The 22,070-nt window shown below is 60.2% G+C and carries 26 protein-coding genes; 10 read left to right on the plus strand and 16 right to left on the minus strand.

What is annotated here, in order from left to right:
- Positions 1-55: 55 nt before the first annotated feature.
- Positions 56-634, minus strand: a complete 579-nt coding sequence (folK, locus tag DI396_RS02845) for a 2-amino-4-hydroxy-6-hydroxymethyldihydropteridine diphosphokinase (RefSeq protein WP_110794596.1) — start codon at positions 632-634, stop codon at positions 56-58.
- A gap of 149 nt (positions 635-783) precedes the next feature.
- Between folK and DI396_RS02850 the strand changes: the two genes are divergently transcribed.
- The 3 genes from DI396_RS02850 to rnhA all read left to right on the plus strand — a co-directional run bounded on the left by DI396_RS02850 (position 784) and on the right by rnhA (position 2,954).
- Positions 784-1,362, plus strand: a complete 579-nt coding sequence (locus DI396_RS02850; RefSeq protein ID WP_110794869.1) for a LabA-like NYN domain-containing protein — start codon at positions 784-786, stop codon at positions 1,360-1,362.
- Between the two features lie 156 nt (positions 1,363-1,518).
- The gene (gene ispH, locus DI396_RS02855) at positions 1,519-2,469 is read left to right on the plus strand and encodes a 4-hydroxy-3-methylbut-2-enyl diphosphate reductase (RefSeq protein WP_110794870.1); all 951 of its coding nucleotides are present in this window, start codon (positions 1,519-1,521) and stop codon (positions 2,467-2,469) included.
- A gap of 32 nt (positions 2,470-2,501) precedes the next feature.
- Positions 2,502-2,954 (plus strand): ribonuclease HI, encoded by a 453-nt coding sequence (gene rnhA, locus DI396_RS02860; RefSeq protein WP_110794597.1) that lies wholly within the window; start codon positions 2,502-2,504, stop codon positions 2,952-2,954.
- 12 nt (positions 2,955-2,966) lie between these two features.
- On the opposite strand, the gene DI396_RS02865 is transcribed toward rnhA, so the two are convergent.
- The 6 genes from DI396_RS02865 to def (DI396_RS02890) are packed head-to-tail and all read right to left on the minus strand — an operon-like array spanning position 2,967 to position 6,156.
- Positions 2,967-3,209: a GlsB/YeaQ/YmgE family stress response membrane protein gene (locus DI396_RS02865; RefSeq protein ID WP_110794598.1), complete on the minus strand. Its 243-nt coding sequence runs from the start codon at positions 3,207-3,209 to the stop codon at positions 2,967-2,969.
- Positions 3,210-3,243: 34 nt separating this feature from the next.
- On the minus strand, positions 3,244-3,486 hold the full coding sequence (locus DI396_RS02870) for a hypothetical protein (protein ID WP_110794599.1): 243 nt from the start codon (positions 3,484-3,486) through the stop codon (positions 3,244-3,246).
- A 28-nt stretch (positions 3,487-3,514) separates the two neighbouring features.
- A complete protein-coding gene (gene fmt, locus DI396_RS02875; protein WP_110794600.1) occupies positions 3,515-4,444 on the minus strand; it encodes a methionyl-tRNA formyltransferase in 930 nt (309 codons plus the stop codon).
- 9 nt (positions 4,445-4,453) lie between these two features.
- A complete protein-coding gene (gene def / locus DI396_RS02880) occupies positions 4,454-4,951 on the minus strand; it encodes a peptide deformylase (RefSeq protein WP_110794601.1) in 498 nt (165 codons plus the stop codon).
- A gap of 5 nt (positions 4,952-4,956) precedes the next feature.
- Positions 4,957-5,634, minus strand: coding sequence for a peptide deformylase (gene def / locus DI396_RS02885; protein WP_328588321.1), 678 nt, complete (start codon positions 5,632-5,634; stop codon positions 4,957-4,959).
- A gap of 3 nt (positions 5,635-5,637) precedes the next feature.
- Positions 5,638-6,156 carry a peptide deformylase gene (gene def, locus DI396_RS02890; protein WP_110794602.1) on the minus strand — a complete coding sequence of 173 codons (519 nt, stop codon included), beginning with the start codon at positions 6,154-6,156 and terminating at the stop codon, positions 5,638-5,640.
- A 246-nt stretch (positions 6,157-6,402) separates the two neighbouring features.
- Here def (DI396_RS02890) and DI396_RS02895 point away from each other — a divergent pair, with 246 nt between their 5' ends.
- Positions 6,403-7,605, plus strand: a complete 1,203-nt coding sequence (locus tag DI396_RS02895; RefSeq protein WP_110794603.1) for a MalY/PatB family protein — start codon at positions 6,403-6,405, stop codon at positions 7,603-7,605.
- Between the two features lie 55 nt (positions 7,606-7,660).
- On the opposite strand, the gene DI396_RS02900 is transcribed toward DI396_RS02895, so the two are convergent.
- The 8 genes from DI396_RS02900 to DI396_RS02935 all read right to left on the minus strand — a co-directional run bounded on the left by DI396_RS02900 (position 7,661) and on the right by DI396_RS02935 (position 15,007).
- On the minus strand, positions 7,661-8,014 hold the full coding sequence (locus DI396_RS02900) for a hypothetical protein (protein ID WP_110794604.1): 354 nt from the start codon (positions 8,012-8,014) through the stop codon (positions 7,661-7,663).
- Between the two features lie 85 nt (positions 8,015-8,099).
- Positions 8,100-8,873, minus strand: coding sequence for a precorrin-4 C(11)-methyltransferase (cobM, locus tag DI396_RS02905; protein WP_110794605.1), 774 nt, complete (start codon positions 8,871-8,873; stop codon positions 8,100-8,102).
- A 34-nt stretch (positions 8,874-8,907) separates the two neighbouring features.
- Positions 8,908-10,734 (minus strand): precorrin-3B C(17)-methyltransferase, encoded by a 1,827-nt coding sequence (cobJ, locus tag DI396_RS02910; protein ID WP_110794606.1) that lies wholly within the window; start codon positions 10,732-10,734, stop codon positions 8,908-8,910.
- The gene (gene cobI / locus DI396_RS02915) at positions 10,725-11,426 is read right to left on the minus strand and encodes a precorrin-2 C(20)-methyltransferase (protein WP_110794607.1); all 702 of its coding nucleotides are present in this window, start codon (positions 11,424-11,426) and stop codon (positions 10,725-10,727) included. Before cobI ends, cobJ begins: the two co-directional genes overlap by 10 nt.
- Positions 11,423-12,631 (minus strand): precorrin-6y C5,15-methyltransferase (decarboxylating) subunit CbiE, encoded by a 1,209-nt coding sequence (cbiE, locus tag DI396_RS02920; protein WP_110794608.1) that lies wholly within the window; start codon positions 12,629-12,631, stop codon positions 11,423-11,425. The genes cobI and cbiE overlap by 4 nt, the downstream gene beginning before the upstream one ends.
- 76 nt (positions 12,632-12,707) lie before the next feature.
- The gene (locus DI396_RS02925; RefSeq protein WP_110794609.1) at positions 12,708-13,346 is read right to left on the minus strand and encodes a precorrin-8X methylmutase; all 639 of its coding nucleotides are present in this window, start codon (positions 13,344-13,346) and stop codon (positions 12,708-12,710) included.
- 80 nt (positions 13,347-13,426) lie between these two features.
- Positions 13,427-14,743: a sirohydrochlorin chelatase gene (locus DI396_RS02930; RefSeq protein WP_110794610.1), complete on the minus strand. Its 1,317-nt coding sequence runs from the start codon at positions 14,741-14,743 to the stop codon at positions 13,427-13,429.
- Positions 14,744-14,746: 3 nt separating this feature from the next.
- Complete coding sequence (locus DI396_RS02935) at positions 14,747-15,007, minus strand: DUF6732 family protein (protein WP_235851715.1); 261 nt, start codon at positions 15,005-15,007, stop codon at positions 14,747-14,749.
- Between the two features lie 404 nt (positions 15,008-15,411).
- Here DI396_RS02935 and DI396_RS02940 point away from each other — a divergent pair, with 404 nt between their 5' ends.
- Positions 15,412-16,386: a glutathione S-transferase family protein gene (locus DI396_RS02940; RefSeq protein WP_110794611.1), complete on the plus strand. Its 975-nt coding sequence runs from the start codon at positions 15,412-15,414 to the stop codon at positions 16,384-16,386.
- Between the two features lie 132 nt (positions 16,387-16,518).
- Here the strand turns inward: DI396_RS02940 and DI396_RS02945 are convergent, their stop codons facing one another.
- Positions 16,519-16,902, minus strand: coding sequence for a response regulator transcription factor (locus tag DI396_RS02945; protein WP_235851716.1), 384 nt, complete (start codon positions 16,900-16,902; stop codon positions 16,519-16,521).
- Between the two features lie 220 nt (positions 16,903-17,122).
- On the opposite strand from DI396_RS02945, the gene DI396_RS02950 reads away from it, so the two are divergent.
- The 5 genes from DI396_RS02950 (at position 17,123) to DI396_RS02970 (ending at position 22,001) form a co-directional block, all read left to right on the plus strand.
- Complete coding sequence (locus tag DI396_RS02950; RefSeq protein ID WP_110794612.1) at positions 17,123-17,518, plus strand: DUF1636 family protein; 396 nt, start codon at positions 17,123-17,125, stop codon at positions 17,516-17,518.
- Between the two features lie 7 nt (positions 17,519-17,525).
- A complete protein-coding gene (locus tag DI396_RS02955; RefSeq protein ID WP_110794613.1) occupies positions 17,526-18,590 on the plus strand; it encodes a threonine-phosphate decarboxylase in 1,065 nt (354 codons plus the stop codon).
- Entirely contained in the window at positions 18,587-19,519 is a 933-nt protein-coding gene (gene cbiB / locus DI396_RS02960; RefSeq protein WP_110794614.1) for an adenosylcobinamide-phosphate synthase CbiB, read from the plus strand. Before DI396_RS02955 ends, cbiB begins: the two co-directional genes overlap by 4 nt.
- Positions 19,520-19,643: 124 nt before the next feature.
- A complete protein-coding gene (locus DI396_RS02965; RefSeq protein WP_110794615.1) occupies positions 19,644-20,849 on the plus strand; it encodes a lytic murein transglycosylase in 1,206 nt (401 codons plus the stop codon).
- Positions 20,850-21,059: 210 nt separating this feature from the next.
- The gene (locus DI396_RS02970; protein WP_162617129.1) at positions 21,060-22,001 is read left to right on the plus strand and encodes a PRC-barrel domain-containing protein; all 942 of its coding nucleotides are present in this window, start codon (positions 21,060-21,062) and stop codon (positions 21,999-22,001) included.
- Positions 22,002-22,070 lie beyond the last annotated feature (69 nt).

A 22,070-nucleotide genomic window follows, 5' to 3' on the forward strand; every position in this document is an offset into this window, starting at 1 on the left:
TGAATACGGGAACTATGCGGATCACAACTAAACTATACGGATCACCACTAAGGGGTCACCATTGCTTCTGCGCCGGACGCACCTCGGCGCGCTGCGCCTCCGGCAGAGCTGCGCAAAGTTCTGCGGCTGTCTTGCCAAACACCGGGTGGCGCCATTGCGGAGCGATCTCATTCAACGGCACCAAGACAAACCCACGCTCGGTCATCCGTGGATGCGGCAAAATCAGCTGCTCTGGAGCAATCCGCATTTGCGCCTCCAACGGCAGCTCATACCACGCCTGAAATTCATCCATATTCGGGTAAATCGAGTCACCCATGGCCAACAAATCAAGATCCAACGTGCGCCCGGACCAACGTTTTGACGCCGTCCTGCGCACTCTTCCAAGAGCTGCCTCGACGTCATGTAGGACCAAAAGAAGGTCCTTTGCGCTCAATCTTGTGGCGACTAGGACAACAGCATTGACGTAATCTGGGCCGGCCCCGGCAGGGAAGCAAGGTGTGTCATAGAGGGGGCTCTTGGCGCGAATTTCTATATTGTTTTGAACTAATTGGTTTAGTGCCGCCGAAAGCGTTGCTCCGGGATCCCCTACAACCGAAGGCAGATTTCCGCCAAGTGCCACGAGAAATTCTTGCACAGTTCACGTTCCCCTCTATCGTAAAGGATATTCATGCACCCCTTGCGAGAGGGGGGCAATGCAACTAATTTCCCACTTCCGTTTTGCTTGCCACCACTCACACCCACTCACGACAACCTGAGCAAAGCGACATTTTGGAAGGATTTTTGATGTTTTACAAGGACGAACGGCTGGCGCTGTTCATTGATGGCGCGAACCTTTACGCGGCTGCCAAATCCCTCGGCTTCGACATCGACTACAAATTGCTGCGTTCGGAATTTATGCGTCGCGGCAAGCTGTTACGCGCGTTCTACTACACGGCTCTTTTGGAGAACGATGAATATTCTCCGATCCGCCCGCTTGTGGACTGGCTCAACTATAACGGTTTCACCATGGTTACCAAACCAGCCAAAGAGTATACTGACTCGATGGGGCGCCGCAAAGTCAAAGGCAATATGGATATCGAGCTGGCCGTAAATGCGATGGAACTTGCGCCACATGTCGATCATATCGTGCTGTTTTCCGGCGATGGGGATTTCCGTCCGCTGGTCGAAAGCCTGCAACGGCAGGGCGTGCGCGTATCGGTGGTCTCGACCATCCGCAGCCAACCACCGATGATCGCCGATGAATTGCGCCGTCAGGCTGACAATTTTATCGAACTTGAAGATCTCAAGGACGTGATTGGCCGCCCGCCGCGCGAACCGATGGCCGACGCGCCCGCGCGGGACTATGAGCAGAGCGACAGCTAAGCTCGCAGCATTGACGAAAAACCAGCCGGCGCGGGAAACTGCGCCGGTTTTGCTTATCTCTTCCTGAAAACCCACGCCGTCGCCCCTCCCCATCTGGACGGCACCGGCTATGTGGCCTAGGTCTGGTGCATATCTCGCACCCCTCGGAGAGCCATGATGCCGAAGCCCGCCCTAACCCTTTATCTAGCCGCGCCACGCGGATTTTGCGCCGGTGTGGACCGCGCGATTAAAATCGTCGAGATGGCGTTGCAAAAATGGGGCGCGCCGGTCTATGTGCGCCACGAAATCGTGCATAATAAATTTGTGGTCGATAGCCTGCGTGATCTGGGCGCGGTCTTCGTCGAAGAATTGGACGAATGCCCCGATGACCGGCCGGTGATTTTCTCAGCCCATGGCGTGCCCAAAGCCGTCCCTGCCGAGGCCGCGCGGCGCGAAATGGTCTATGTCGATGCCACCTGCCCCCTTGTGAGCAAGGTCCATATCGAAGCGGAACGCCACCACGCCGCCGGATTGCAAATGGTCATGATCGGCCATGAGGGCCACCCCGAAACCATCGGCACCATGGGGCAATTGCCCGATGGCGAAGTCTTGCTGGTCGAAACCCCGGACGATGTCGCGCACTTGACCGTGCGCGACCCCGAACGCCTTGCGTTCATTACGCAAACCACGCTTTCGGTGGATGACACGGTGGATATCATTGCCGCGCTCAAATCACGGTTCCCCACCATAATTGGCCCGCATAAAGAAGACATCTGCTACGCCACCACCAACCGCCAGGCCGCCGTCAAAGCCATCGCGGCGGATATCGACGCGCTTTTGGTGATCGGCGCACCGAATTCGTCCAATTCCAAACGGCTTGTCGAGGTTGGCCGCGCCAATGGATGCGCCTATGCACAATTGGTGCAACGGGCAGAGAACATTGATTGGCGCGCCCTGGGAGCGATCACATCGGTGGGCATCACGGCAGGAGCCTCCGCGCCGGAGCTATTGGTCGATGAGGTTCTCGATGCGTTCAAAGACCGGTTTGACGTGCGCATAGAACTGGTTGAAACGGCACAAGAAAACGTCGAATTCAAAGTGCCTCGCGTGCTGCGCGTGCCCGCGTAATCCCTCATCGTTTCCCCTTAGAAAGACCCGACATGACCAAGCTTTACGCCTATACCGATGGTGCCTGTTCCGGCAATCCCGGCCCCGGAGGATGGGGCGCATTGCTTCAGGCCAAGGATGGTGAGCTGGTCGTCAAGGAACGCGAACTCAAGGGCGGTGAGGCCAACACCACCAACAACCGGATGGAGCTTTTGGCCGCGATCCACGCGCTTGAAGCCTTGGAAAAGCCCAGCGTCATCACCGTGGTCACCGACAGCGCCTATGTCAAAAACGGGGTCACCGGATGGATCCACGGATGGAAGCGCAACGGGTGGAAAACCGCAAACCGCAAGCCGGTCAAAAATGTCGAACTGTGGCAACGGATCGACGAGGCGCAAGCGCGCCATACGGTGACATGGGAATGGGTCAAAGGCCATGCGGGACATCCCGAGAACGAGCGCGCCGATGAATTGGCACGCGCGGGGATGGCGCCGTTTAAATCCTGAAACACTGGCGTGTTAACGGCGCTTCCCATAGGTTTTCCATAGCCAGATCAGGGCGACCGATCCCAAGATTGCCCCTACAAGGCCGGCCAACATTCCCATCACTGTGATCAAAGCCCGCAAGACCAACCCGCCAATCAAAGCGCCTGCCATGCCGATGACGATCGTGGTGACGATATCGGTTTCCATGCGCATGATCCGCGTGGCAATGAACCCTGCGGCCGCCCCGATGATCAGGAGTAGTATTGCTCCACCCATAAGTCGTCTCCTTTAAATTCCCGGCAAACCCCGGTCACTTCCGGCCCCTGAAATGTGTTGGAACGATGATCAGCGCCCCGATGGAGGACAAGATCGCATCGACCCCCGCCGTTCCGAACGACAGGCCGAACATCAGCCGCACAAAATAGAACAAGAACGCCCCACCAATGCAGATAATGATCGATTGCAAAATACCGTTGCGGGTAAATCCGGACCGTTCGGATAGATATCCGACGATGCCCGCAATCACCACCGTGCCGATCATCGAGAGGAACATCGCCGTCTCCTTCAGGTTGGGATTGATGTCAAAGCCGTTGCCCCTTGGTCCAGGCCGTGCCGCGTAAAAACTCATCTGCATCCTGCGCGGCCTTGCCGGCCCGTTGCAAGCGCAAAACCTCGACCGCGCCACGGCCACAGGCCACAATCAGCCGCCCTTCGGTGGCGCCTTCCAACACGTCGCCCGGCGCGCTCTGCCCGGTATCAAGCCCCTCGGCAAGGCGGGACGCCAACAATTTAAACCGCGCGCCATTCACCTCACAGTAGGCACCGGGAAAAGGCGAAAGCCCGCGAATTTTTGCATCAATATCCAGCGCATCATCAGACCAATCCAGGCGTGCCTCGGATTTGTCGATCTTGGCGGCATAGGTAACACCCGCCGCCGCTTGCGGTGTGGGGGACAGACTGTCCAATGTTTTCAACGCCTCAACGATCGCCTGCGCCCCGAGTTCCGACAGCCGGTCATGCAATTGCGCGGTGGTTTCTTGGGCGCCGATCGGAGTTTCGCGGCGCAGCAGAACCGGACCCGTGTCCAATCCCGCCTCCATCTGCATGATGCACACACCGGTGGCCTCATCACGGGCCATGATCGCGCGGTGAATGGGGGCCGCGCCGCGCCACCGCGGCAAAAGCGAAGCATGGATATTCAGACACCCGCGCGCTGGCGCGTCGAGCAAGGCTTGCGGTAAAATCAACCCGTAGGCGACGACCACCGCGATATCGGCGTTCAAATCGGCAAAGGCCTCGACCTCGGCCGGATCTTTGAAATTCAACGGATGGCGCACTTCGATCCCGATTTCGGCGGCGCGGGCATGCACCGGCGTCGGGCGGTCTTTCTTGCCGCGCCCAGCGGGGCGGGGTGGCTGGCAATAAACTGCGGCGATCTGATGCTCCTCGGCGACAAGCGCGTCCAGAACCGGCACCGAAAACTCCGGTGTGCCCATGAAGATGATCCGCATATCCGCCCCCTACCCGCGCAATTTCCTGGCCCGGCGCAAAAGCATGTCACGGCGGGTTTTGGTCAACCGATCAAAATACATCTTGCCTGCCAGATGATCGATTTGATGTTGCACCGAGGTGGCCCAAAGCCCGACAAAATCGCGCTCTTCCATCTCGCCCTCGGCGTTGAGGTATTCCACCGTCACCGCGCGGGGCCGTGCGACCAAGGCAGAAACACCTTTGAGGTTCGGGCTGGCCTCTTCATGGGGACGCAATTGCACCGAAGCATGCAACACTTTGGGGTTGGCCATGCGGATCGCCTCGCCGCGCGCGTCGGATGCGTCCACAACCGCGAGCGCCAATAAATACCCGATTTGCGGCGCCGCCAAACCGACCCCCGGCATCGCCTCCATCGTGTCGATCATGTCGGTCCATATGGCGCGGATCTCGTCGGTCACACGATCAACGGGCACAGCCGGTGTACGCAGAATTTTGTTCGGATAGGGCAAGCAGGTCCGCGGCGCCATGTGGATTACTCCTCGGCTTTGGGCAGGAATGTAGGGGTCGGTGCAGCCAAAAGAGGCGCATTCGAAACCGTGTAAACCGCTTCGATCTTCTCGCGGCGGGCCGCGTCCAGCCGATCAAATGTGACCAACCCATCAAGGTGGTCCAATTCATGTTGGGCGCAGCGGGCTTCAAAGCCGGTCAACCGGCGCACCACATGCACACCATCCAGATCGGTATAGGCAAGCGTGATCTCGTCAGGACGGCTAACAGGGGCCGAAACGCCGGGGATCGACAGGCATCCTTCCTCCATCACCGACACCGCGCGGGAGGCGTCGAGCACTTCGGGATTGAGGCAAACGACGGGAGAATAAGCCCCCTCTTTCCATGTGCAATCCATCACAAAGATCCGTGTCAGCACACCGACCTGCGGCGCAGCCAATCCGCGCCCTTCGGCGGCATACATGGTATGCAGCATGCCAAGCGCCAAGGCGACAACACCGTCGGGCGCGCGTTCGCCGGCTGTCAATTCCGCCGCCTCGCAACGCTTTGACAACCTTGCATCGGGCCATTTCAACACCGGCAGCGGCGCGGTGCCGCCCTGTTTGCGCAGCCCGTCCAGCATCCGCATCACATCGGCCAGAACATGCGGGCGGGCGGCCTCGGCTTTGGCGCTTTCGGCCTCGGTGTTGTTGTCCTCGCGCATTGCTCAGGCCCGCGTGCGTTCGCGTTTGAGCTTGACCATTTTTCGGGTGATCATCTGACGCTTGAGCGGTTTGAGGTAGTCGATGAACAATTTCCCGTCGAGGTGGTCGATCTCGTGCTGGACACAGGTCGCCCATAAGCCGTCAAAATCGCGCTCTTGCGGGTTGCCATCCATGTCGATCCACCTCACGCGCACCTCTTTGGGACGGGTGACTTCGGCATATTGTTCGGGAATCGACAGGCAGCCTTCCTCGTAGACATTCGTCTCCTCCGATGCGCTGAGCACTTCGGGATTGAACATCACCATAGGTTCGGGCGCTTCGCCTTGCGCTTTGACGCAATCGAGCGTGATGAGCCGCTCCATCACGCCGACCTGCGGTGCAGCAAGGCCAATGCCCGGCGCGTCATACATGGTTTCGAGCATATCTTTGGCCAGCTTGCGCCGTGCATCGGACAAATCGTCGACGGGGGCGCAATGCTTTTTCAAGCGCGGATCGGGGTGTATCAAAATTGGCCGTATCATGCGCTTCATTTAGGCGATGCGAGCGGCGCATGCAACGGGCGCGGTATCTGCAAGACACCGGGGAAACGGCACAGATGCCGATGATACCAGGGTTTGCGCGCATAACGCGCCTGCTCAAGCCTGCGGCAAGGCGCATGCACGGCAGCAGAAAGTGCGCGCGCCGTAGTCTCCGGCCTTGCGCCTCTGTCCGGTTGCGGTAGGTTTTCGAAAGACGGCATTGGCCGCACGGCATCGAAAGGACAGATCATGAGCGCACAGATCACACCCAATGCGGCCTTTGACGAGGTAATCAATCGCTTTGGAACCCATTCCGCCAAATGGGACATGATGGAGCGGATCTATGGCGTGCCGGCCAAGGACGGGATTTCGATGTGGGTGGCAGATATGGATTTTCGCCCACCGGCCTGCGTGCAAGAGGCTCTGCAGGGGATGCTTGATCACGGGGTATACGGGTATTACGGTGACGATGCACAGTACCGCGCGGCAATCTGTTGGTGGATGCAAAACCGCCATGGGTGGCGCGTTGATCCAGAGGCCATTTTCACCACACATGGATTGGTGAATGGCACGGCGCTTTGTGTCGATACCTATACCGAGGCGGGCGATGGGGTGGTGTTGATGACGCCAGTCTATCATGCCTTTGCCAAAGTGATCCGGGCGGCCGGCCGTGACGTCATCGAATGCGAATTGTCGGTCGAGGGTGGGCGGTATGAAATGAACCTTGAGGCGTGGGATGCACAATTGGCAGCGCTCGGCGATCATGCGAAAATGATCATCCTGTGTTCGCCGCATAACCCGGGGGGCCGTGTTTGGAGCCGGGCCGAATTGGCGGGCGTGGCCGAACTGGCCCGCAAACATGATCTAATTTTGGTCTCGGATGAAATCCATCACGATATCGTTTTTGCCGGGCATACGCATACCCCGATGGCCCTGATTGACGGCATAGAGGAGCGATTGGTGATGATGACCGCGACCACCAAGACGTTCAATATCGCCGGCAGCCATTCAGGAAATGTGATCATTCCAGACGCGCACTTGCGCGCGAAATTCGCAAGCCGGATGGCCGCGCTTGGTCTTTCGGCCAATAGTTTTGGATTGGTCATGACCGAGGCGGCCTATAGCCCCGCCGGTGCGGCATGGGTCGACGAAATGGTCGCCTATATCGACGGCAACCGCGCGATCTTTGACGCAGGGATTGCCGATATTCCGGGGTTGGCGTCAATGCCGTTGGAGGCGACCTATCTGGCGTGGGTGGATTTCTCCGGCACGGGAATGCCATCAGAAGAATACACACGCCGCGTCGAGCAAGAGGCGCGGATTGCGGCAAACCACGGCCCGACATTCGGAACGGGCGGCGACGGCCACATGCGGTTCAACCTTGCGACACCGCGTGTCTTGGTTGAACAAGCGGTGGACCGTCTGGCGCAGGCCTTCAAGGATTTGCAATAAATCGCAGGGCGCAACCGGATCGGGATGGAAAAACCGCGCCGGTCCGGCGCGGATTTTACACCGGACCGCTGATCAATCCGCTGGGCGCATCGCGGTCACGTTCGAAATCCACCGGCGCAGTTTGGCGCGCCGCTGTGGCACGTTTATATTCAAACCGCATCTCGCCGCCCTCTTGTTCAGAGGCGATGATCAAGCATTGATAGATATGACGCGGGCCATCATAGAGATCAACATTGCCGCGTAAATGCGGCGCGGTATCGGCATCCAAGGCAAACCCGTTGTCCCACCGGCGCAACACCCTGTGGGTTTGCCCGTCCGCCTCCACATGCAGGCGGGTTTTGGACGCGGCGGCCAATTTACGCGCGCGTTGCACGCCTTGGCGCATTTCGTCGGTCAAATAGGTCGTCATAGCGGGTCTCCTCCGGGGACCAAGAATGCCACCTCCTCTGCCCCCGTCAAGTAAACCTTTGATGAAATACCCGAAATGACCGCGCTTAGGGCTTTTTGGCAGCCTTGGGCCGCAACACATGGGGCATCGCAGGATCATAGAGTGCCGAATCCTTGAAATCTCCGACCTCGCCCAAGACCGGACCGACGAGAATCAGCGCGGTGCGCGTGATCTTCTCGCTGCGCACCTTGGCCTGAATATCGCTCAAGGTGCCGCGAATGAACATCTGATCCGGCCAGCCGACACGGTAGGCGACAACCACGGGGCAATCGGAACCATAATGCGGGGCCAGCTGGCGCTCAATCTCGCGCAGATTGCGAATGCCAAGATGGATGGCAAGCGTCGCGCCAGTGCGGGCGAAATTTTCAAGCGTCTCCTTCGGCGGCATCGATGTGGACTTCATCGACACACGGGTCAAAACAATGGACTGCGCGATCTCCGGCACGGTCAATTCCTGCCCCAAAGCGGCGGCAGCGGCGGCATAGGCGGGCACGCCGGGGATCACCTCATAAGGGATATCATCGGCGCGCAGGCGGCGAATTTGTTCGGCAATCGCGCCATAAAGCGATGGATCGCCCGAATGCACCCGCGCCACATCTTCGCCGCGCGCATGCGCCGATTTGATTTCAGCGTGAGTGTCATTAAGCGTCATCGGCGCGGTGTCCATGACCCGCGCGCTGCCCGGTGCGCCCGCGACAACCTCTTCGGGGACCAAAGAGCCCGCATAAAGGCAAACGGGGCATGCGGCGATCAAACGCTGTGCCTTGAGGGTCAAAAGTTCGGGGTCACCGGGTCCGGCGCCAATGAAGTAAACGGTCATGTCTTTATCCTTTCGGGGCCATACGCGCCCGTATCTATCGCTGTGCCAGATCGCCGTCGATCTTGCGGGCATAGCCGCGCGGGGTGAACATACGCGGGCCTTCGCCCAATTGCGCAAGGCGGCTGTTGGAGGAACCGATCAGCACCACGGTCAGCATATCGACCTCGTCCACCTCCAGTTCGCTGAGCTTGCGGTAGCGCACATGCTCTTCGGGGCGGCCCAGCGACGAAGCCAGCATAACCGGCGTATCGGCGGGGCGATGTTTGAGCAAAATATCGCGAGCTTCGGCCAAAAGCGTGCGGCGGGTTTTCGACACCGGATTATAGAATGCGATGACGAAATCGCCCTCGGCGGCGGCTTTGAGACGGCGAATGATATCGTCGCGCGGCGTCAACAGATCGCTCAATGAGATGGCACAAAAGTCATGCCCCAAAGGCGCGCCGGCGCGCGCAGCCGCCCCTTGCAACGCCGAAACACCGGGCGAGCATTGCACCTCGACGCGGCGCGCCGCATCCGAAACGCCCATTTGATCGGGGCCGCGATCCAACAATTCGAACACCAAGGCCCCCATCGCGTAAATCCCCGCATCGCCCGAGCAAACCAACGCCACGTTATGGCCTTTGCCCGCCTGTTCAAGCGCATAGCGGCAGCGGTCCTCTTCGCCGCCCAGTGGAAAATCAGAGCGCATTTTGCCCGACGCGAGCGGGCCAAGCAGATCGATATAAAGCCCGTAACCGACCAACTCATCGGCCTGCGCCACCAATTGGCTCACCTCCGGCGTGCGCCACGCGGCTTGACCCGGCCCGATGCCAACGATGGACAGATGCCCGCGCGCCCGGCCGCGCATTTCAGTGACGGGCGCGCGCGCCTCGGCCAAAGCGCAGGTGGTGTTGGCGGTTTTGACCTTGGGCGCGCGCAATGTGGCATCCGCTCCGGCGGCGGCCAATGCCGCGCCTTCGCTGACCCCGTGGCAACCGACCTCGGCAAAGACCACGTCCGAAGGGTTTTGCAAACGCGGCGCTTCCGCCTCCAACTCGGCGGCGGTGAAAATCCGCAGCGGCACATTCAAGCGGCGCGCCAGATCATTCATCGCGGGTTCATCCGCCTTGAGATCCAATGTCGCAACGCAGGCCACCGCGCCTGCGGCAACGCCCGCCGCATCCAATGTCTCTTGCACCGATTCCCAAAGCTCTTGCGCTGCGGCGCCGCGCGCGCACCCTACGCCCAACACGTATTTTTGCGGATGGTAAACCAAAGCGGCCTCGCCGCCCTGAATCGGCCCATCGGTAACGTGCAAACATACGGAGCCGTCTTCTTCTACCCCGCTTTCAAGATCAAAGATATTGTCACCAACCGGCACCACCGGCGCCCCCGACAACATCGCCGCCATCGCACCTTTGGCATCTTCGGGGTTGGCCAAACGATACCCCGTCGGCGGCACATCCAATGCCGCACCAATGGCCAGATCACCCGCCGTCGTCACCGCCGCCAAGGCGCCCAGAACCTCGGCAATCTCGTGCGCCAACCGGTTCGCACCGCGATGCCCGCCCAACAACGGGATCACTGCCGCGCCATCATCCGACACCGACAGGACCGGCGGTTCAACGCGTTTGTCATGGAGCAAAGGCGCCACCGCGCGGATCAAAATACCCGAGGCACAAACGCCAATGATCGGCACGCCGGCTGCAAACAAATCGCGCACATGATCGAGCGCATTGTCAAAAAACGCATCGGCCTTGGCGACGCGGCCTTTGCGGCCATGCACCGGCAGGCCCAGCGCCTCGGCAAGGCGGTGCGCGACGGCTTCGCCGCTGGCGTTGAGGGCGAGAATGACGGGCGATTGCGGGGGGGTCAAAGCCATGGATCGGCTCCCTTCGTAAGCAAGATCATCGAAAAATATGGTGCGTTTTCAGGGGCCTCCGCCAAGGGGCAGACCACCTCTTCGGGCAGGCTGGCCCGTTCAACATAAACCGCGCGCCCCATCAGGCCGAGGCCCTCAATCACGCCGCGAATTTTGGCCAAATGCCGCCCGACCTTCATGATCGCGACGCTTTCTGCGCCTTCGATCCGCGCGCGCAGCTCGGCTTCGGGCAAGGGCCCCGGCAAAACCGTCAAGCGTTCATTGCGCGCCGCCAAAGGCATCCGAGCGGCCGCAGCGCAGGTCGTGATCGAGGTCACCCCCGGCACGATTTGCGTCTCGAACCGGCCCGACAGGCGGGCAAAAAGATACATGAAGGAGCCGTAGAAAAACGGATCTCCCTCGCATAAGCAGACCACATCATCGCCGCGCTCCAACGCCTCAGAAATCTGCGCGGCGCCGAGGTCATAGGCCGCTTGCGCAGGCGCGCGCTCGACGGTCATCGGCACGTCCATCACGATCTCGGTCGCGCCTTTTGCAATCACATCCGCCGCGATGGAGCGGGCAAAACTCGCGCCCCCTGCCAATGCCGGATACGCCACGACCTTTGCCGCCGCAATCAAGCGATGGGCGCGCAGGGTCATCAATTCAGGATCCCCCGGGCCAAGGCCCACACCATAAAGAATTCCGCTCATCGTTTGATCAAACTCCATTGCGTCACCGCCATGCTGGGCCGCCAACCGGAGGGGCCCGAGGCACCGCCCAATTGGCCGGCACGGCTGACCGCGATTTTCACCAATTCGCCGCCGTATGTTTTTTGCATCTGCACCAACAAGGATTCGCTCTCGATCGTGACAGCATTGGCGACCAGACGGCCAAAAGGTTTGAGCGCACCAAGCGATGCCTCAACGGTTTCGCGGCTCAACCCGCCGCCGATAAACACCGCATCCGGCACCGGCAGGTCGGCCAATGCCTCGGGGACTTTACCTGCACGCAGCTCCAATTTTGGTGCGCCCAAAACAATCGCATTGCGCGCCGCCAGATCCCGGCGATCCGCCCGCGGCTCTATGCCAATCGCCAATGCATCGCGCGCCCCGCGCATCCACTCCACCGCGACAGAGCCGCAACCGCATCCGACGTCCCACAACAATGCACCGCGCATCGGCATCAATTTTGCCATCGTCGCCGCGCGCACCTCTTGTTTGGTCATCGTCCCGTCGGAAACAAAACAATCGTCAGGCAATCCGGTCAAAGGTAGTATCGCCGCGCCCGCCGTTGGAATGCAGGCGACCGCCATGGTGTTAAAGGCCGGCACCTCATGCGCCCATGCCTCTGCCGTGCCGTCGAACCGCGCCTCATGCGCGCCGCCCATCGCCGCCAGAACCGTCACCTTCGATGCGCCATACCCGCGATCCACCAAAATATCCGCCACTTGCGCCGGCGTCTCGCTGCCCGTCGTCAGGATCAACAAGCGCGCATCGGGAGCAATGAATGGGATCACTTGTTCAACCGCGCGGCCATGGACGGTCAATTGAGCGCTATCGGCCATCGACCATCCCATGCGCGCGGCGGCATGTTGAAACGCCGACACCTGCGGATGAAAAGTAATCTCCGCTGGGTCCATCGCCCGCGCGATGCGCGCACCGACCGAATACCAAAGCGGATCTCCGGTGGCCAAAACCACCACACGCCGCCCGCGCAGCGCGCGCAATTGGTCGATCAAGGCATCAAACGGCGAAGGCCATGCGATACGCTCGGCGGTCAAATCCGGTGCCAAACTGTGATGGCGATCGCCGCCAATCACCACCTCTGCCGCCTCAAGAACCGCGCGGCTGGCGGGGGTCAATCCCGCCATGCCTTCTTCGCCGATCCCGATGATGTGAAGCCAGGGCGTAGTCATGGGCGGGCTCTTTCTGCTTTCGCAAAATATCCCCGCCGGAGGCATCCGCCCTGCCCTCCCGCGCCACGCGCGCGGCTCATCGGGCTTCCTCCGGCAGACCCGCAGCCAATGCGTTCACAGAGGCCGAGGCCATCGCCGATCCGCCGCGCCGTCCGCGCAGGGCGACAAATGCGCAACCGCGCGGATCGGCGGCCAGTTCGGCTTTGCTCTCGGCCGCGCCGACAAACCCAACCGGAAACCCGAGGATCACCGCCGGTTTTGGAAAACCGGCGTCGATCAATTCAAGCAGATGAAACAGCGCCGTCGGCGCATTTCCGATGCACACCACCGCGCCCTCGATATGGTCGCGCCAAAGCTCCACCGCAGCAGCAGAGCGGGTGTTGCCGATGTCTTGCGCCAGAGCTGGAACACGCGGATCGTTGAGGGTGACGATCACCTCGTTGTCGCCCGGAAGGTAGCGGCGGATGATACCTGCGCCTGCCATCTCGCAATCACAAAGCACAGGTTTGCCCGCCTCAAGCGCAGCGCGCCCCGCCGCGTATGCATCCGGAGAATAGGCAATCCGGTCGGCCACTTCGACCATACCGCAGGCGTGGATGAGCCGGATCGCCATCCGCTGCATCCCGGCATCGAAACGGTCCAAACGCGCTTCGCGCCGCACGGTGGCGAAGCTCTCGGCGTAGATGGCGGCGGGATCGGTGATGTAGGGGCGCACGGGCGGACCTTCGCGATTGTGGCCGGTGGCGGGGGCCTCCGGCGGGGATATTTATCAAAAAGCAGAAAGCGGCGGCGCGGTCAGACCGCAGATTTGCGGGCACTTTCGGGGCCGTGAGGATGTTTGGCGTGGGGATATTCTGCATGGACGTGATCATGGGAATGGTCGTGGCTGTGACCATGACTATGTCCATGGGAGTGCCCATCCGTGTGACTGTGGTCATGCCCGTGGTCGCCGTGGTGGTGGTGATGATGGTGCGCATGATCATGCCCAGCGCCCGTTTCCAGCCGGCACATGCCAGTGCAGAAGCGATCACAGAGTGTGCAATCTTCGACGTTCGAGCCGGGCGCAGAGGCGCCTTGGCCTTCAACATGGTGGTGGTGGCTTTCTTGCACCGCGCCGACCTCGGCTTCAAAGCCCAAGACCTGTGTGCGGTATTTACATAGAACGCAGGTGGGGGGGGGCACATCGCCAAAAGCCGGGTGGTCTTTGCCCGCCTCGGCCAATTTGACGGCGTGGGCGGCGGGGGTGATTTCTTGCGCCCCCAAGCCTTCGATTTCAAGCACTTGAGTGCGGTATCCGCAGATCCCACAATTTGGCACGGGCGTCGCGCCGGTTTGCTCCATCACCCGTTCGGCAAAGGTGGCAAGAACCTGAGGATGGTCATTCAGGTATCCGGCTTTGACGAATTGAATATCGGGATGCGCGGCGGCGACCTGATCGGTGAAGCCGTAGATGCGGTCGATCAAAATGCCGGTAAACAGGAAATAGGGGAAGACGATGATGCGTTTGTAACCCAGCTTCGCCGCATGGGTCAGGCAGGGTTCGACCAATGGGAAAGTCACGCCGGAATAGCCGACCTCGCACCAGCCAAACCCGATGCCTTCGTGCAGCATGCGCGCGATTTTGGCGACATTGCCGTTGGCGTCGGGGTCCGATGCCCCGCGCCCGATCACCACGAGGCAGGTGTCGTGCAAGGCAACCTCGCCGTGCGCGGCATTGGCCTTGGCCACGGCTTCGGTAATGCGGGCGCCGGCGGCCGCGATCATTTTCGGATCGACGCCCAATTCGCGGCCATAAGACACATCAATCCCGTGTTTTTCGGCGTAGGTATTAAGCACCGTGGGGATATCGTTTTTGGAATGCATCGCGGCAAAAAGCATACCGGGCACCGCGAGGATACGGGTGCAGCCCGCTTCGCGCAGGCGGTCAAGCCCATCGCGGATCACCGGATTGGCAAATTCCAGATAGCCGTATTCCATCATCCAGTCATCGGGCAAATAGGCGGGCAATTTATCCGCCAGCACCGAAAATTCATCCACGGCAGATTGGCTGCGCGAGCCGTGACCGCAGATCATAACACCGGTTTTGGGTGGGGTGGCTGTCTGGCTGCCCATGGCTTATGCCTCCTGCAATTCTTCGTCTGTGTTTTCCGCCTCGGCCTTTTCGTTGTCGCGGGATTTTCCGCGCAGGCCCTGGGCCAAACCGATGGCAATCGCTGTGCCGATCGCCACCCCCGCAAGCCAATGCCCGTGCCCTGCGACTTCGGCAAGATGCCCGACATGGGCCAGGGCGGCAGCAGGGGTCAACGCGGCGGCGCCGACACTGGCCAGCCCCACGAGGGCCTTGCCGGTAATGGTGTTGAATGTGTTGGTGCGCATGGCACTTTCCCCTTCTCTGTCCATTTCATCAGACCGCCAATGGGAAGGAGCGCGAAACCGGCCAAAGCCCCGTTTCGACAATGTGACGCTGCACACCATAGCCCCCTGTTTGGGTCGGCCTGCGCGTGCACTCCTCTCCGGCCCATGGCGGGCTTCGTCTCATGGCGGGGGTATATACTGCTATGCCCACGCCATGCAATCGCCCAAACCGGCATAACCGGATCAAATTGCGCCCGCATCGAAGACGCGCGCCTGTCACGCCCACGGCGCGCGGAACTTTGCCCGATTGCGCCGCGCCGCGATCCCGGCTGTGCGGTGACGCAGGGAAGATGCGCTCAAAGCCATATTGGTGCGCAGGCCAGAATGGATTAGATGTCCGGCAACAGCGTGGAAAGGAAAATGCAATGGGCCTGCTGCAAGATGGCGTCTGGAAAGACCAATGGTATGACACCAAAGACACCGGCGGATCGTTCGAACGCTCTGCCGCGTCCTTTCGCAATTGGATCACCGCAGATGGCAGCGCAGGCCCCTCGGGTGCGGGCGGGTTCGCCGGAGCAAGCGGGCGCTATCATCTTTATGTCTCGCTCGCCTGCCCTTGGGCGCACCGCACCTTGATTTTCCGCACTCTCAAAAATCTGGAAGACCATATTAGCATCTCGGTGGTGCATCCCGATATGTTGGCGGATGGCTGGACCTTTGACCAAAATTTCGATGGCGCAACCGGTGATACATTGTTCGGCCTGCAATTCCTGCGCGAGATCTACCTCAAGACCGATCCCAAACTGTCGGGCCGTGTCACCGTGCCGGTGTTATGGGACAAAGAGCGCAACACCATTGTATCGAATGAGAGTTCGGAAATCATCCGCATGTTCAATTCCGCCTTTGACGGGATCACCGGCAATACCGATGATTATTGGCCCAAAGAATTGCGAGACGAGATCGAAACCATCAACGCCCGCATCTATGACACCGTCAACAACGGCGTCTACAAAGCCGGATTCGCGACCAGCCAGGAGGCCTATGATGCCGCCATTGGACCACTATTCGACAGCCTCGATTGGATTGACGGTCTGCTCGGCGCGCGCCGTTATCTGACCGGGGATCGCATCACCGAAGCCGATTGGCGGCTGTTCACCACCTTGGTGCGCTTCGATCAGGTCTATCACACACATTTCAAATGCAATCTGCGCCAAATCACGGATTACCCGCATCTATGGCCCTATCTGCGCGCGCTTTATCAATGGGAGGGCGTGGCCAAAACCGTGGCGGCGGATCATTTCATCCGGCACTATTACTACAGCCACGATATGATCAATCCGAACCGGATCATACCGATTAGCCCCAATCCCGATTTCATGGCGCCACACGGACGCGGGTAAGGGTGCCGCCGCCCAGCGCGTGCGCGAATTTCAAATCCAGCTCTTGCCCGATGCGGGTTCCGGTCAACACCCAAGGCGCGCGGCATGGGGGCGTCTCGGGCAATCTGTGCGCCAACCGCCCTGTTTCGCGTCCTAGCCCACGCGGGCGTAATGCTCGACCATCGCCGCAAGATCTTCAGGCGGCGCATCCGATTGCACCATCGCACAGGCGTTTTGCGCGTGATGAAAGATTGATCCGTCTGAAAAAAAGCTGGTGTTGGTGACAAAAATCACCCGCGTGTCCGGATATCGGTATGATGCGAAATCGGCCACGGCAAAGGCGCTGCCTTCGGTGAGAACCAGATCCAGAACGATGATATCAAAGGCTTCTCTTTGCAGGGCGGCGATGGCCTCGGCTTGTCCGCGCACGAGACGGACGGACGAGCCGAGGCGCTCGACATGGCGTTGCCAAAGCCTGCCGAGGTCCGGTTGGCTTTCCACAATCAGAACCTTCGTGCCTAGGGCGCTATCTATCACGGCTGTCTCCCTCAAAACATCCTGCGACATGCCGCCCCGCATTGCTATGAGGCTCCCTTCCTCATTAACATTGGTTAACCATGTCTTACTCCCATTCATCGTTCGGGAATGCTAACAAATGGTTAATATGCGCGTTTACCACATAAAGAACACGTTCTGCCGCTTGCACCTTTTACGAAAATCCGTTTGAAGCGAAGCCGAACAAAGGGAGCGAAAGGCGATGACCAGCTGGATTACGATCTGTGACACCTGTAAACGTGACGATTGGGATGCAGAAAGCGGGATCACCGATGGCGAAGCGTTGGCCGCATTGATCGAAGCCGAAGTCGCCGCCCAAATCCCGACACAGGGAGCAGATGCGCCGGTCAAAACGCGCCGGGTGTCGTGTTTGATGGGCTGTTCGCATGGGTGCAACATCGCGGTGCAAAGTGCGGGAAAATTGGCCTATACATTGGGCCGGTTCGAAGCAAGCGCCGAGGATGCCAGCGCCATCGTCTCTTATGCTGTCAAACATGCCGCCACTGAAAATGGACAAGTGCCGTATCGGGAATGGCCGCAAGGGGTGAAGGGACATTTTGTCACCCGCCACCCGCCGTTGCCCGCCACCTCCGAATGAGGCCGACATGAAAGCGCCCGCCCCGCACACCACCGCACCGCCGCATCAGGACGCACAGCCCAACCGCGCGTTGCCGCGACGTGACCATGGCGGCGGGCTTGATGCGGCCGTGGCGCGGTATGGCGGGATACGGAGCGATTGGATTGATCTGTCAACGGGGATCAACCCCCTGCCCTATCCGGTGCCGCCGCTTTCGGCGCAAGATTGGACAGCCCTACCTGACGCCGCCGCGCAAGATGCGCTCGAAGCCGCCGCGCGGGCATTTTGGAAGATACCGGATGGAGTCGGCATTGTTGCCGCACCGGGGGCCAGTGCATTGATCGCGCGCCTGCCCGCGCTCTTGCCGCGCGGGCGCGCGCATATTCCCGCACCAACCTATAACGAACATGCGGCCGCCTTTATCAGCGCCGGTTGGCAAGTGGTCGGCAGCGCCGAAACCCAAGAGACATGCGCCGCAAAGGTTGTGGTGCACCCCAACAACCCGACCGGAAATTTCCACCACCTACAGACGCCCCCTGAACCGCATCCCGCCGCACTCACCGTGATCGACGAAAGCTTTTGCGACGTCGCCCCCGAGCGGAGCCTCATCGCACAGGGCTCCGCTGACGGGCGGATCATATTGAAAAGTTTCGGAAAATTCTGGGGGCTTGCAGGGCTTAGATTGGGCTTTGCAATCGGAGATCCGAAATGGATTGCAGATCTGGCGATGATGTTGGGCCCCTGGCCGGTGAGCGGCCCGGCGCTGCGCATCGGCGCGGCCGCCCTTGGCGATCCGCTTTGGGCACAACAAACCCGCAGGCGGTTGAACGAGGACGCCGCGCAGCTTGATGCGCTGATGCTGCGCGCCGGCGCGCGGCTATATGATCGCGACGGCGCGGTGGCGGGCACCTCTTTGTTCCGTCTTTATGATGTGCATAACGCCAGCGCATGGCAAGACCGTCTGGCGCGGCACCATATCTGGAGCCGGATTTTCCCCTATAGCGGCCATATGTTGCGCCTTGGCCTGCCGCATCCGGATCAATTCGGCCGGATCGAGGCGGCGCTCAACGCCGCACCGGATCAAGAAACATGAGCCACGCGGGCGTGATGTGTCTGGCGCTCCTGCTTGACGCGCTGTTTGGCGAACCACGCTGGATCTGGTCGCGGCTGCCGCATCCGGCGGTGTTGATCGGGCGGGTCATCGGACATCTGGACCGCACCCTCAACCGCGCCGCCGACAGCGCCGCGCGGCGGCGCGCCATGGGGGTATTGACCGTGGTTTCGCTCTGCATTGGCGCGGTGATCATTGGGGGGATCCTGGCGGAGCTTGGCGGGATGATCGAAGCCTTATGCGCCGCGATCCTTCTGGCACAGAAATCATTGGTGCAGCATCTGCGCGACGTGGCGCGGGGATTGCGGTTGTCCACCGGCGAAGGCCGGCACATGGTCGCCCGCATCGTCGGCCGCGACACCCGCGATATGGACGATGCCGCCGTGGCCCGCGCCGCGATTGAATCTGGCGCAGAGAATTTCTCCGATGGGGTGATTGCCCCGCTGTTTTGGGGGCTGATCGGCGGATTGCCTTTGATGTTGCTGTATAAAGCCGTGAACACGGCGGACAGTATGATCGGCTATCGCACCCCGCGGCATAGTGATTTTGGATGGGCGGCCGCGCGGCTTGATGATCTGCTCAATCTCATCCCCGCGCGACTGTCGGCCGTGATGATCGCGGCGCTGCATGGGCAAATGCACCAATGGGGTGACATCGCCCGCGAGGCGCGTCAACACCGATCGCCCAATGCCGGATGGCCCGAAGCCGCGATGGCGCGGGGGTTGGATGTGGCTTTGTCGGGGCCGCGCGCCTATCATGGAACGATGCAAGATTTTCCCTATGTCCACGCCAGCGGCGCACAGGACATCGGCCCCCGCGAGATCGAAGCCGCGATTGCAGGACTATGGCGTGTCTGGCGGCTGGCTCTTGTTGCAACGCTGGCGCTGATGGTGATCGGCGCGGCCCTCTGATGCCCCTCGCCGCCGGGCGCGTGGGATCGACCGGAGATTGATCCTCGCGCTTGTAGGACAGACCTTGCTCCGCCGCATCTGCCGGTTATGCTGCAAGAAACTGCCTTTTAATTTGGAAATTCCTATGCTTCTTCGTGACGTCTTTCGCCCGCTTAAACGCCTCTCGCTCGCGGCGGCTCTGGCCTTGCCGGCTTTAAGCCTGCCAGCGCTGGCCTCCGCCCAATGCGGCGGCAGTTTTTCTAGTTTTGTCAACGGCGTGGCCGCAGAAGCGCGGCAAATGGGATATGACCAAAACACCGTCGCCAACTTCCTCTCGGGCGTGCGCCAAGATGGGGCCGTGCTTAAGGCCGATCGCGCCCAAGGCGTGTTTCAAATGGATTTCACCAGCTTTGCGCGGCGCTTGATTTCAAACAACCGTCTGCAAACCGGCCTATCGAAAGCGCGCCAACACGAGGCGATTTTCGCCAAGATGCAACGTGACTACGGAATACCGCCCGGGGTGCTTTTGGCCTTTTGGGCGTTTGAAACCGACTACGGCGCGTTCCAGGGCGATTTCAACACCCTGAACGCCTTGGTCACGCTGGCGCATGATTGCCGCAGGCCAGAGCTGTTCCGGCCGCAAATCTTTGCTGCGCTGAAGCTTTACACCATGGGCGATTTCAACCCACGCACCACCACCGGCGCATGGGCTGGCGAAATCGGCATGGTGCAAATGCTACCGCAAGATATCTTGGACAATGGCGTCGATGGCGATGGAGACGGCCATGTGCGGCTCAAAACCTCGCCGGCCGATGCGTTGTTATCGGGGGCAAAAATGTTGCGCCATATGGGATGGCAGGCCGGACAACCTTGGTTGCAAGAAGTCCGCGTGCCTGCCGAAATGGATTGGTCCAAGGCCGGTTTGCAAACCCGATTGTCCCCTGCGGAATGGCAACGTATGGGGGTGCAGCCGCGCAGCGGCGCGTGGCAAGCCAATCTGCCGGCCAGCCTGATCCTGCCGCAGGGGCGCAAAGGGCCGGCCTTTGTCGGCTATCCAAATTTCAACGTTTATTTCGAATGGAACCAAAGCTTCACCTATGTGCTGACTGCGGCCTATTTTGCCAACCGGCTCGGCGGCGCGCCGGTGTTTGACGCGGGCAATCCCGAACCCGGCCTCAACGGCGGACAGATGAAATCCTTGCAAAAGAAGCTGCGCAGCCGCGGACATGACGTCGGAAAAATCGACGGGATCCTAGGCGCCGGCACCCGCACCGCCGTGCGCGCCGAGCAACAGCGCCTTGGTTTCCCCGCCGACGGATGGCCAACCGCAGCCTTATTGGGGAATCTATAAATTATATTATTATCAGCATCTTACCGATATCTTCAGCAACTCTTCGCACCATTTTCCTCAGTCAGCGCGGCGTAAAATTGCCAATAGATCAGAAAAAATATGGAACGCCATGGCGGGGGTAGCGGTTGTGTGAGTGACGCAAGGCGGAGGACTGCGGGACACGCCCGCCCCCTCACGACGCCCTTGCTTAACACTCAGGAGGATACACTCATGAAGACGCTTTTGACATCGACAGCTTTGGCCCTGATTACCCTCACCCCTGCTTACGGCGACAGCCAAACCGCCGCCGATCCGGCAACCAACGCCGCCCCTGAAATGGCAACAGAACGTGCCGCAAACGGCACGCCGATGCACAGCCCATTCATCGACAGCAAGACCGCAAATGCACAGGCAGCGATCATCGACCTGCGCGCCTCTGACTTGATCGGCAAACGGATCTACACCTCGGAAGAGGAATGGAGCGAACAATCCGTTGATGACGTCTCCGGCAATTGGAATGATATCGGCGAAGTAAGCGATATTGTTCTGGCCAAAGACGGCAGCAGCGAAGCCGTGCTTCTCGACATCGGCGGGTTCCTCGGCATTGGTGAACGCACTGTCGCGGTGAAAATCGACGCTCTGGAATTTGTGCGTGATGGTGATGACGCGGGCGACTACTTTGTAGTGCTGACCGCCGACCGCGCGACATTGGAAACCGCGCCGGAATTTGACGAAAGCAAAATAGGCGCTTGGACCTCCGCCGCGTTCACTGAAACCAAAGATGCGGCCAATCGCACCAAAGACAAATTGGCGGCAACTGCATCTGACGCCAAAGACAAATTGCACAACATGACCGCAAATTCGTCGGCGCCGATGGAGGGCTTTGTAATGGTCGATGCGGATAAGATCACCGCAGAGCAGCTTGACGGGCAATGGGTCTATGACGCCACCGGTGAACATATTGGCGAAGTGTCGGAAATTAATTTGAACGCCGACGGTAAAGTGAGCGATGTGATCATCGATGTGGGCGGCTTTTTGGGCATGGGCGAAAAACCTGTCGCCTTGGCCTATGACGAAATCAAATTGCAACGTGCCAAGGACGGCGATGAATTGCGCGTCAATGTCAACGCCACCAAGGAAGAGCTGGAAGCGATGCCCGAATACGGCAGCTAACCCGCCTCTCGCCTAGAACATGCGCCCCGCGCCGGACCCTTCCGGCGCGGGGTGTTTTTTTGAATCAAT

Source organism: Litorivita pollutaquae, assembly GCF_003205515.1.
Classification (GTDB): domain Bacteria; phylum Pseudomonadota; class Alphaproteobacteria; order Rhodobacterales; family Rhodobacteraceae; genus Litorivita; species Litorivita pollutaquae.

Coding starts and splice junctions, on each gene's coding strand:
- DI396_RS02935 (WP_235851715.1), bottom strand. CDS start 15,007: ATGCGCACCAACACATTCAACACCATTACCGGCAAGGCCCTCGTGGGG.
- def (WP_328588321.1), bottom strand. CDS start 5,634: ATGCGCGAGGACAACAACACCGAGGCCGAAAGCGCCAAAGCCGAGGCC.
- DI396_RS02895 (WP_110794603.1), top strand. CDS start 6,403: ATGAGCGCACAGATCACACCCAATGCGGCCTTTGACGAGGTAATCAAT.
- cobM (WP_110794605.1), bottom strand. CDS start 8,873: ATGACCGTTTACTTCATTGGCGCCGGACCCGGTGACCCCGAACTTTTG.
- DI396_RS02970 (WP_162617129.1), top strand. CDS start 21,060: ATGAAGACGCTTTTGACATCGACAGCTTTGGCCCTGATTACCCTCACC.
- cbiB (WP_110794614.1), top strand. CDS start 18,587: ATGAGCCACGCGGGCGTGATGTGTCTGGCGCTCCTGCTTGACGCGCTG.
- DI396_RS02850 (WP_110794869.1), top strand. CDS start 784: ATGTTTTACAAGGACGAACGGCTGGCGCTGTTCATTGATGGCGCGAAC.
- DI396_RS02930 (WP_110794610.1), bottom strand. CDS start 14,743: ATGGGCAGCCAGACAGCCACCCCACCCAAAACCGGTGTTATGATCTGC.
- cbiE (WP_110794608.1), bottom strand. CDS start 12,631: ATGACTACGCCCTGGCTTCACATCATCGGGATCGGCGAAGAAGGCATG.
- DI396_RS02940 (WP_110794611.1), top strand. CDS start 15,412: ATGGGCCTGCTGCAAGATGGCGTCTGGAAAGACCAATGGTATGACACC.
- def (WP_110794602.1), bottom strand. CDS start 6,156: ATGATACGGCCAATTTTGATACACCCCGATCCGCGCTTGAAAAAGCAT.
- def (WP_110794601.1), bottom strand. CDS start 4,951: ATGGCGCCGCGGACCTGCTTGCCCTATCCGAACAAAATTCTGCGTACA.
- DI396_RS02870 (WP_110794599.1), bottom strand. CDS start 3,486: ATGTTCCTCTCGATGATCGGCACGGTGGTGATTGCGGGCATCGTCGGA.
- DI396_RS02865 (WP_110794598.1), bottom strand. CDS start 3,209: ATGGGTGGAGCAATACTACTCCTGATCATCGGGGCGGCCGCAGGGTTC.
- DI396_RS02950 (WP_110794612.1), top strand. CDS start 17,123: ATGACCAGCTGGATTACGATCTGTGACACCTGTAAACGTGACGATTGG.
- cobJ (WP_110794606.1), bottom strand. CDS start 10,734: ATGGCTTTGACCCCCCCGCAATCGCCCGTCATTCTCGCCCTCAACGCC.
- rnhA (WP_110794597.1), top strand. CDS start 2,502: ATGACCAAGCTTTACGCCTATACCGATGGTGCCTGTTCCGGCAATCCC.
- ispH (WP_110794870.1), top strand. CDS start 1,519: ATGCCGAAGCCCGCCCTAACCCTTTATCTAGCCGCGCCACGCGGATTT.
- DI396_RS02900 (WP_110794604.1), bottom strand. CDS start 8,014: ATGACGACCTATTTGACCGACGAAATGCGCCAAGGCGTGCAACGCGCG.
- DI396_RS02965 (WP_110794615.1), top strand. CDS start 19,644: ATGCTTCTTCGTGACGTCTTTCGCCCGCTTAAACGCCTCTCGCTCGCG.
- cobI (WP_110794607.1), bottom strand. CDS start 11,426: ATGAGCGGAATTCTTTATGGTGTGGGCCTTGGCCCGGGGGATCCTGAA.
- fmt (WP_110794600.1), bottom strand. CDS start 4,444: ATGCGGATCATCTTCATGGGCACACCGGAGTTTTCGGTGCCGGTTCTG.
- DI396_RS02955 (WP_110794613.1), top strand. CDS start 17,526: ATGAAAGCGCCCGCCCCGCACACCACCGCACCGCCGCATCAGGACGCA.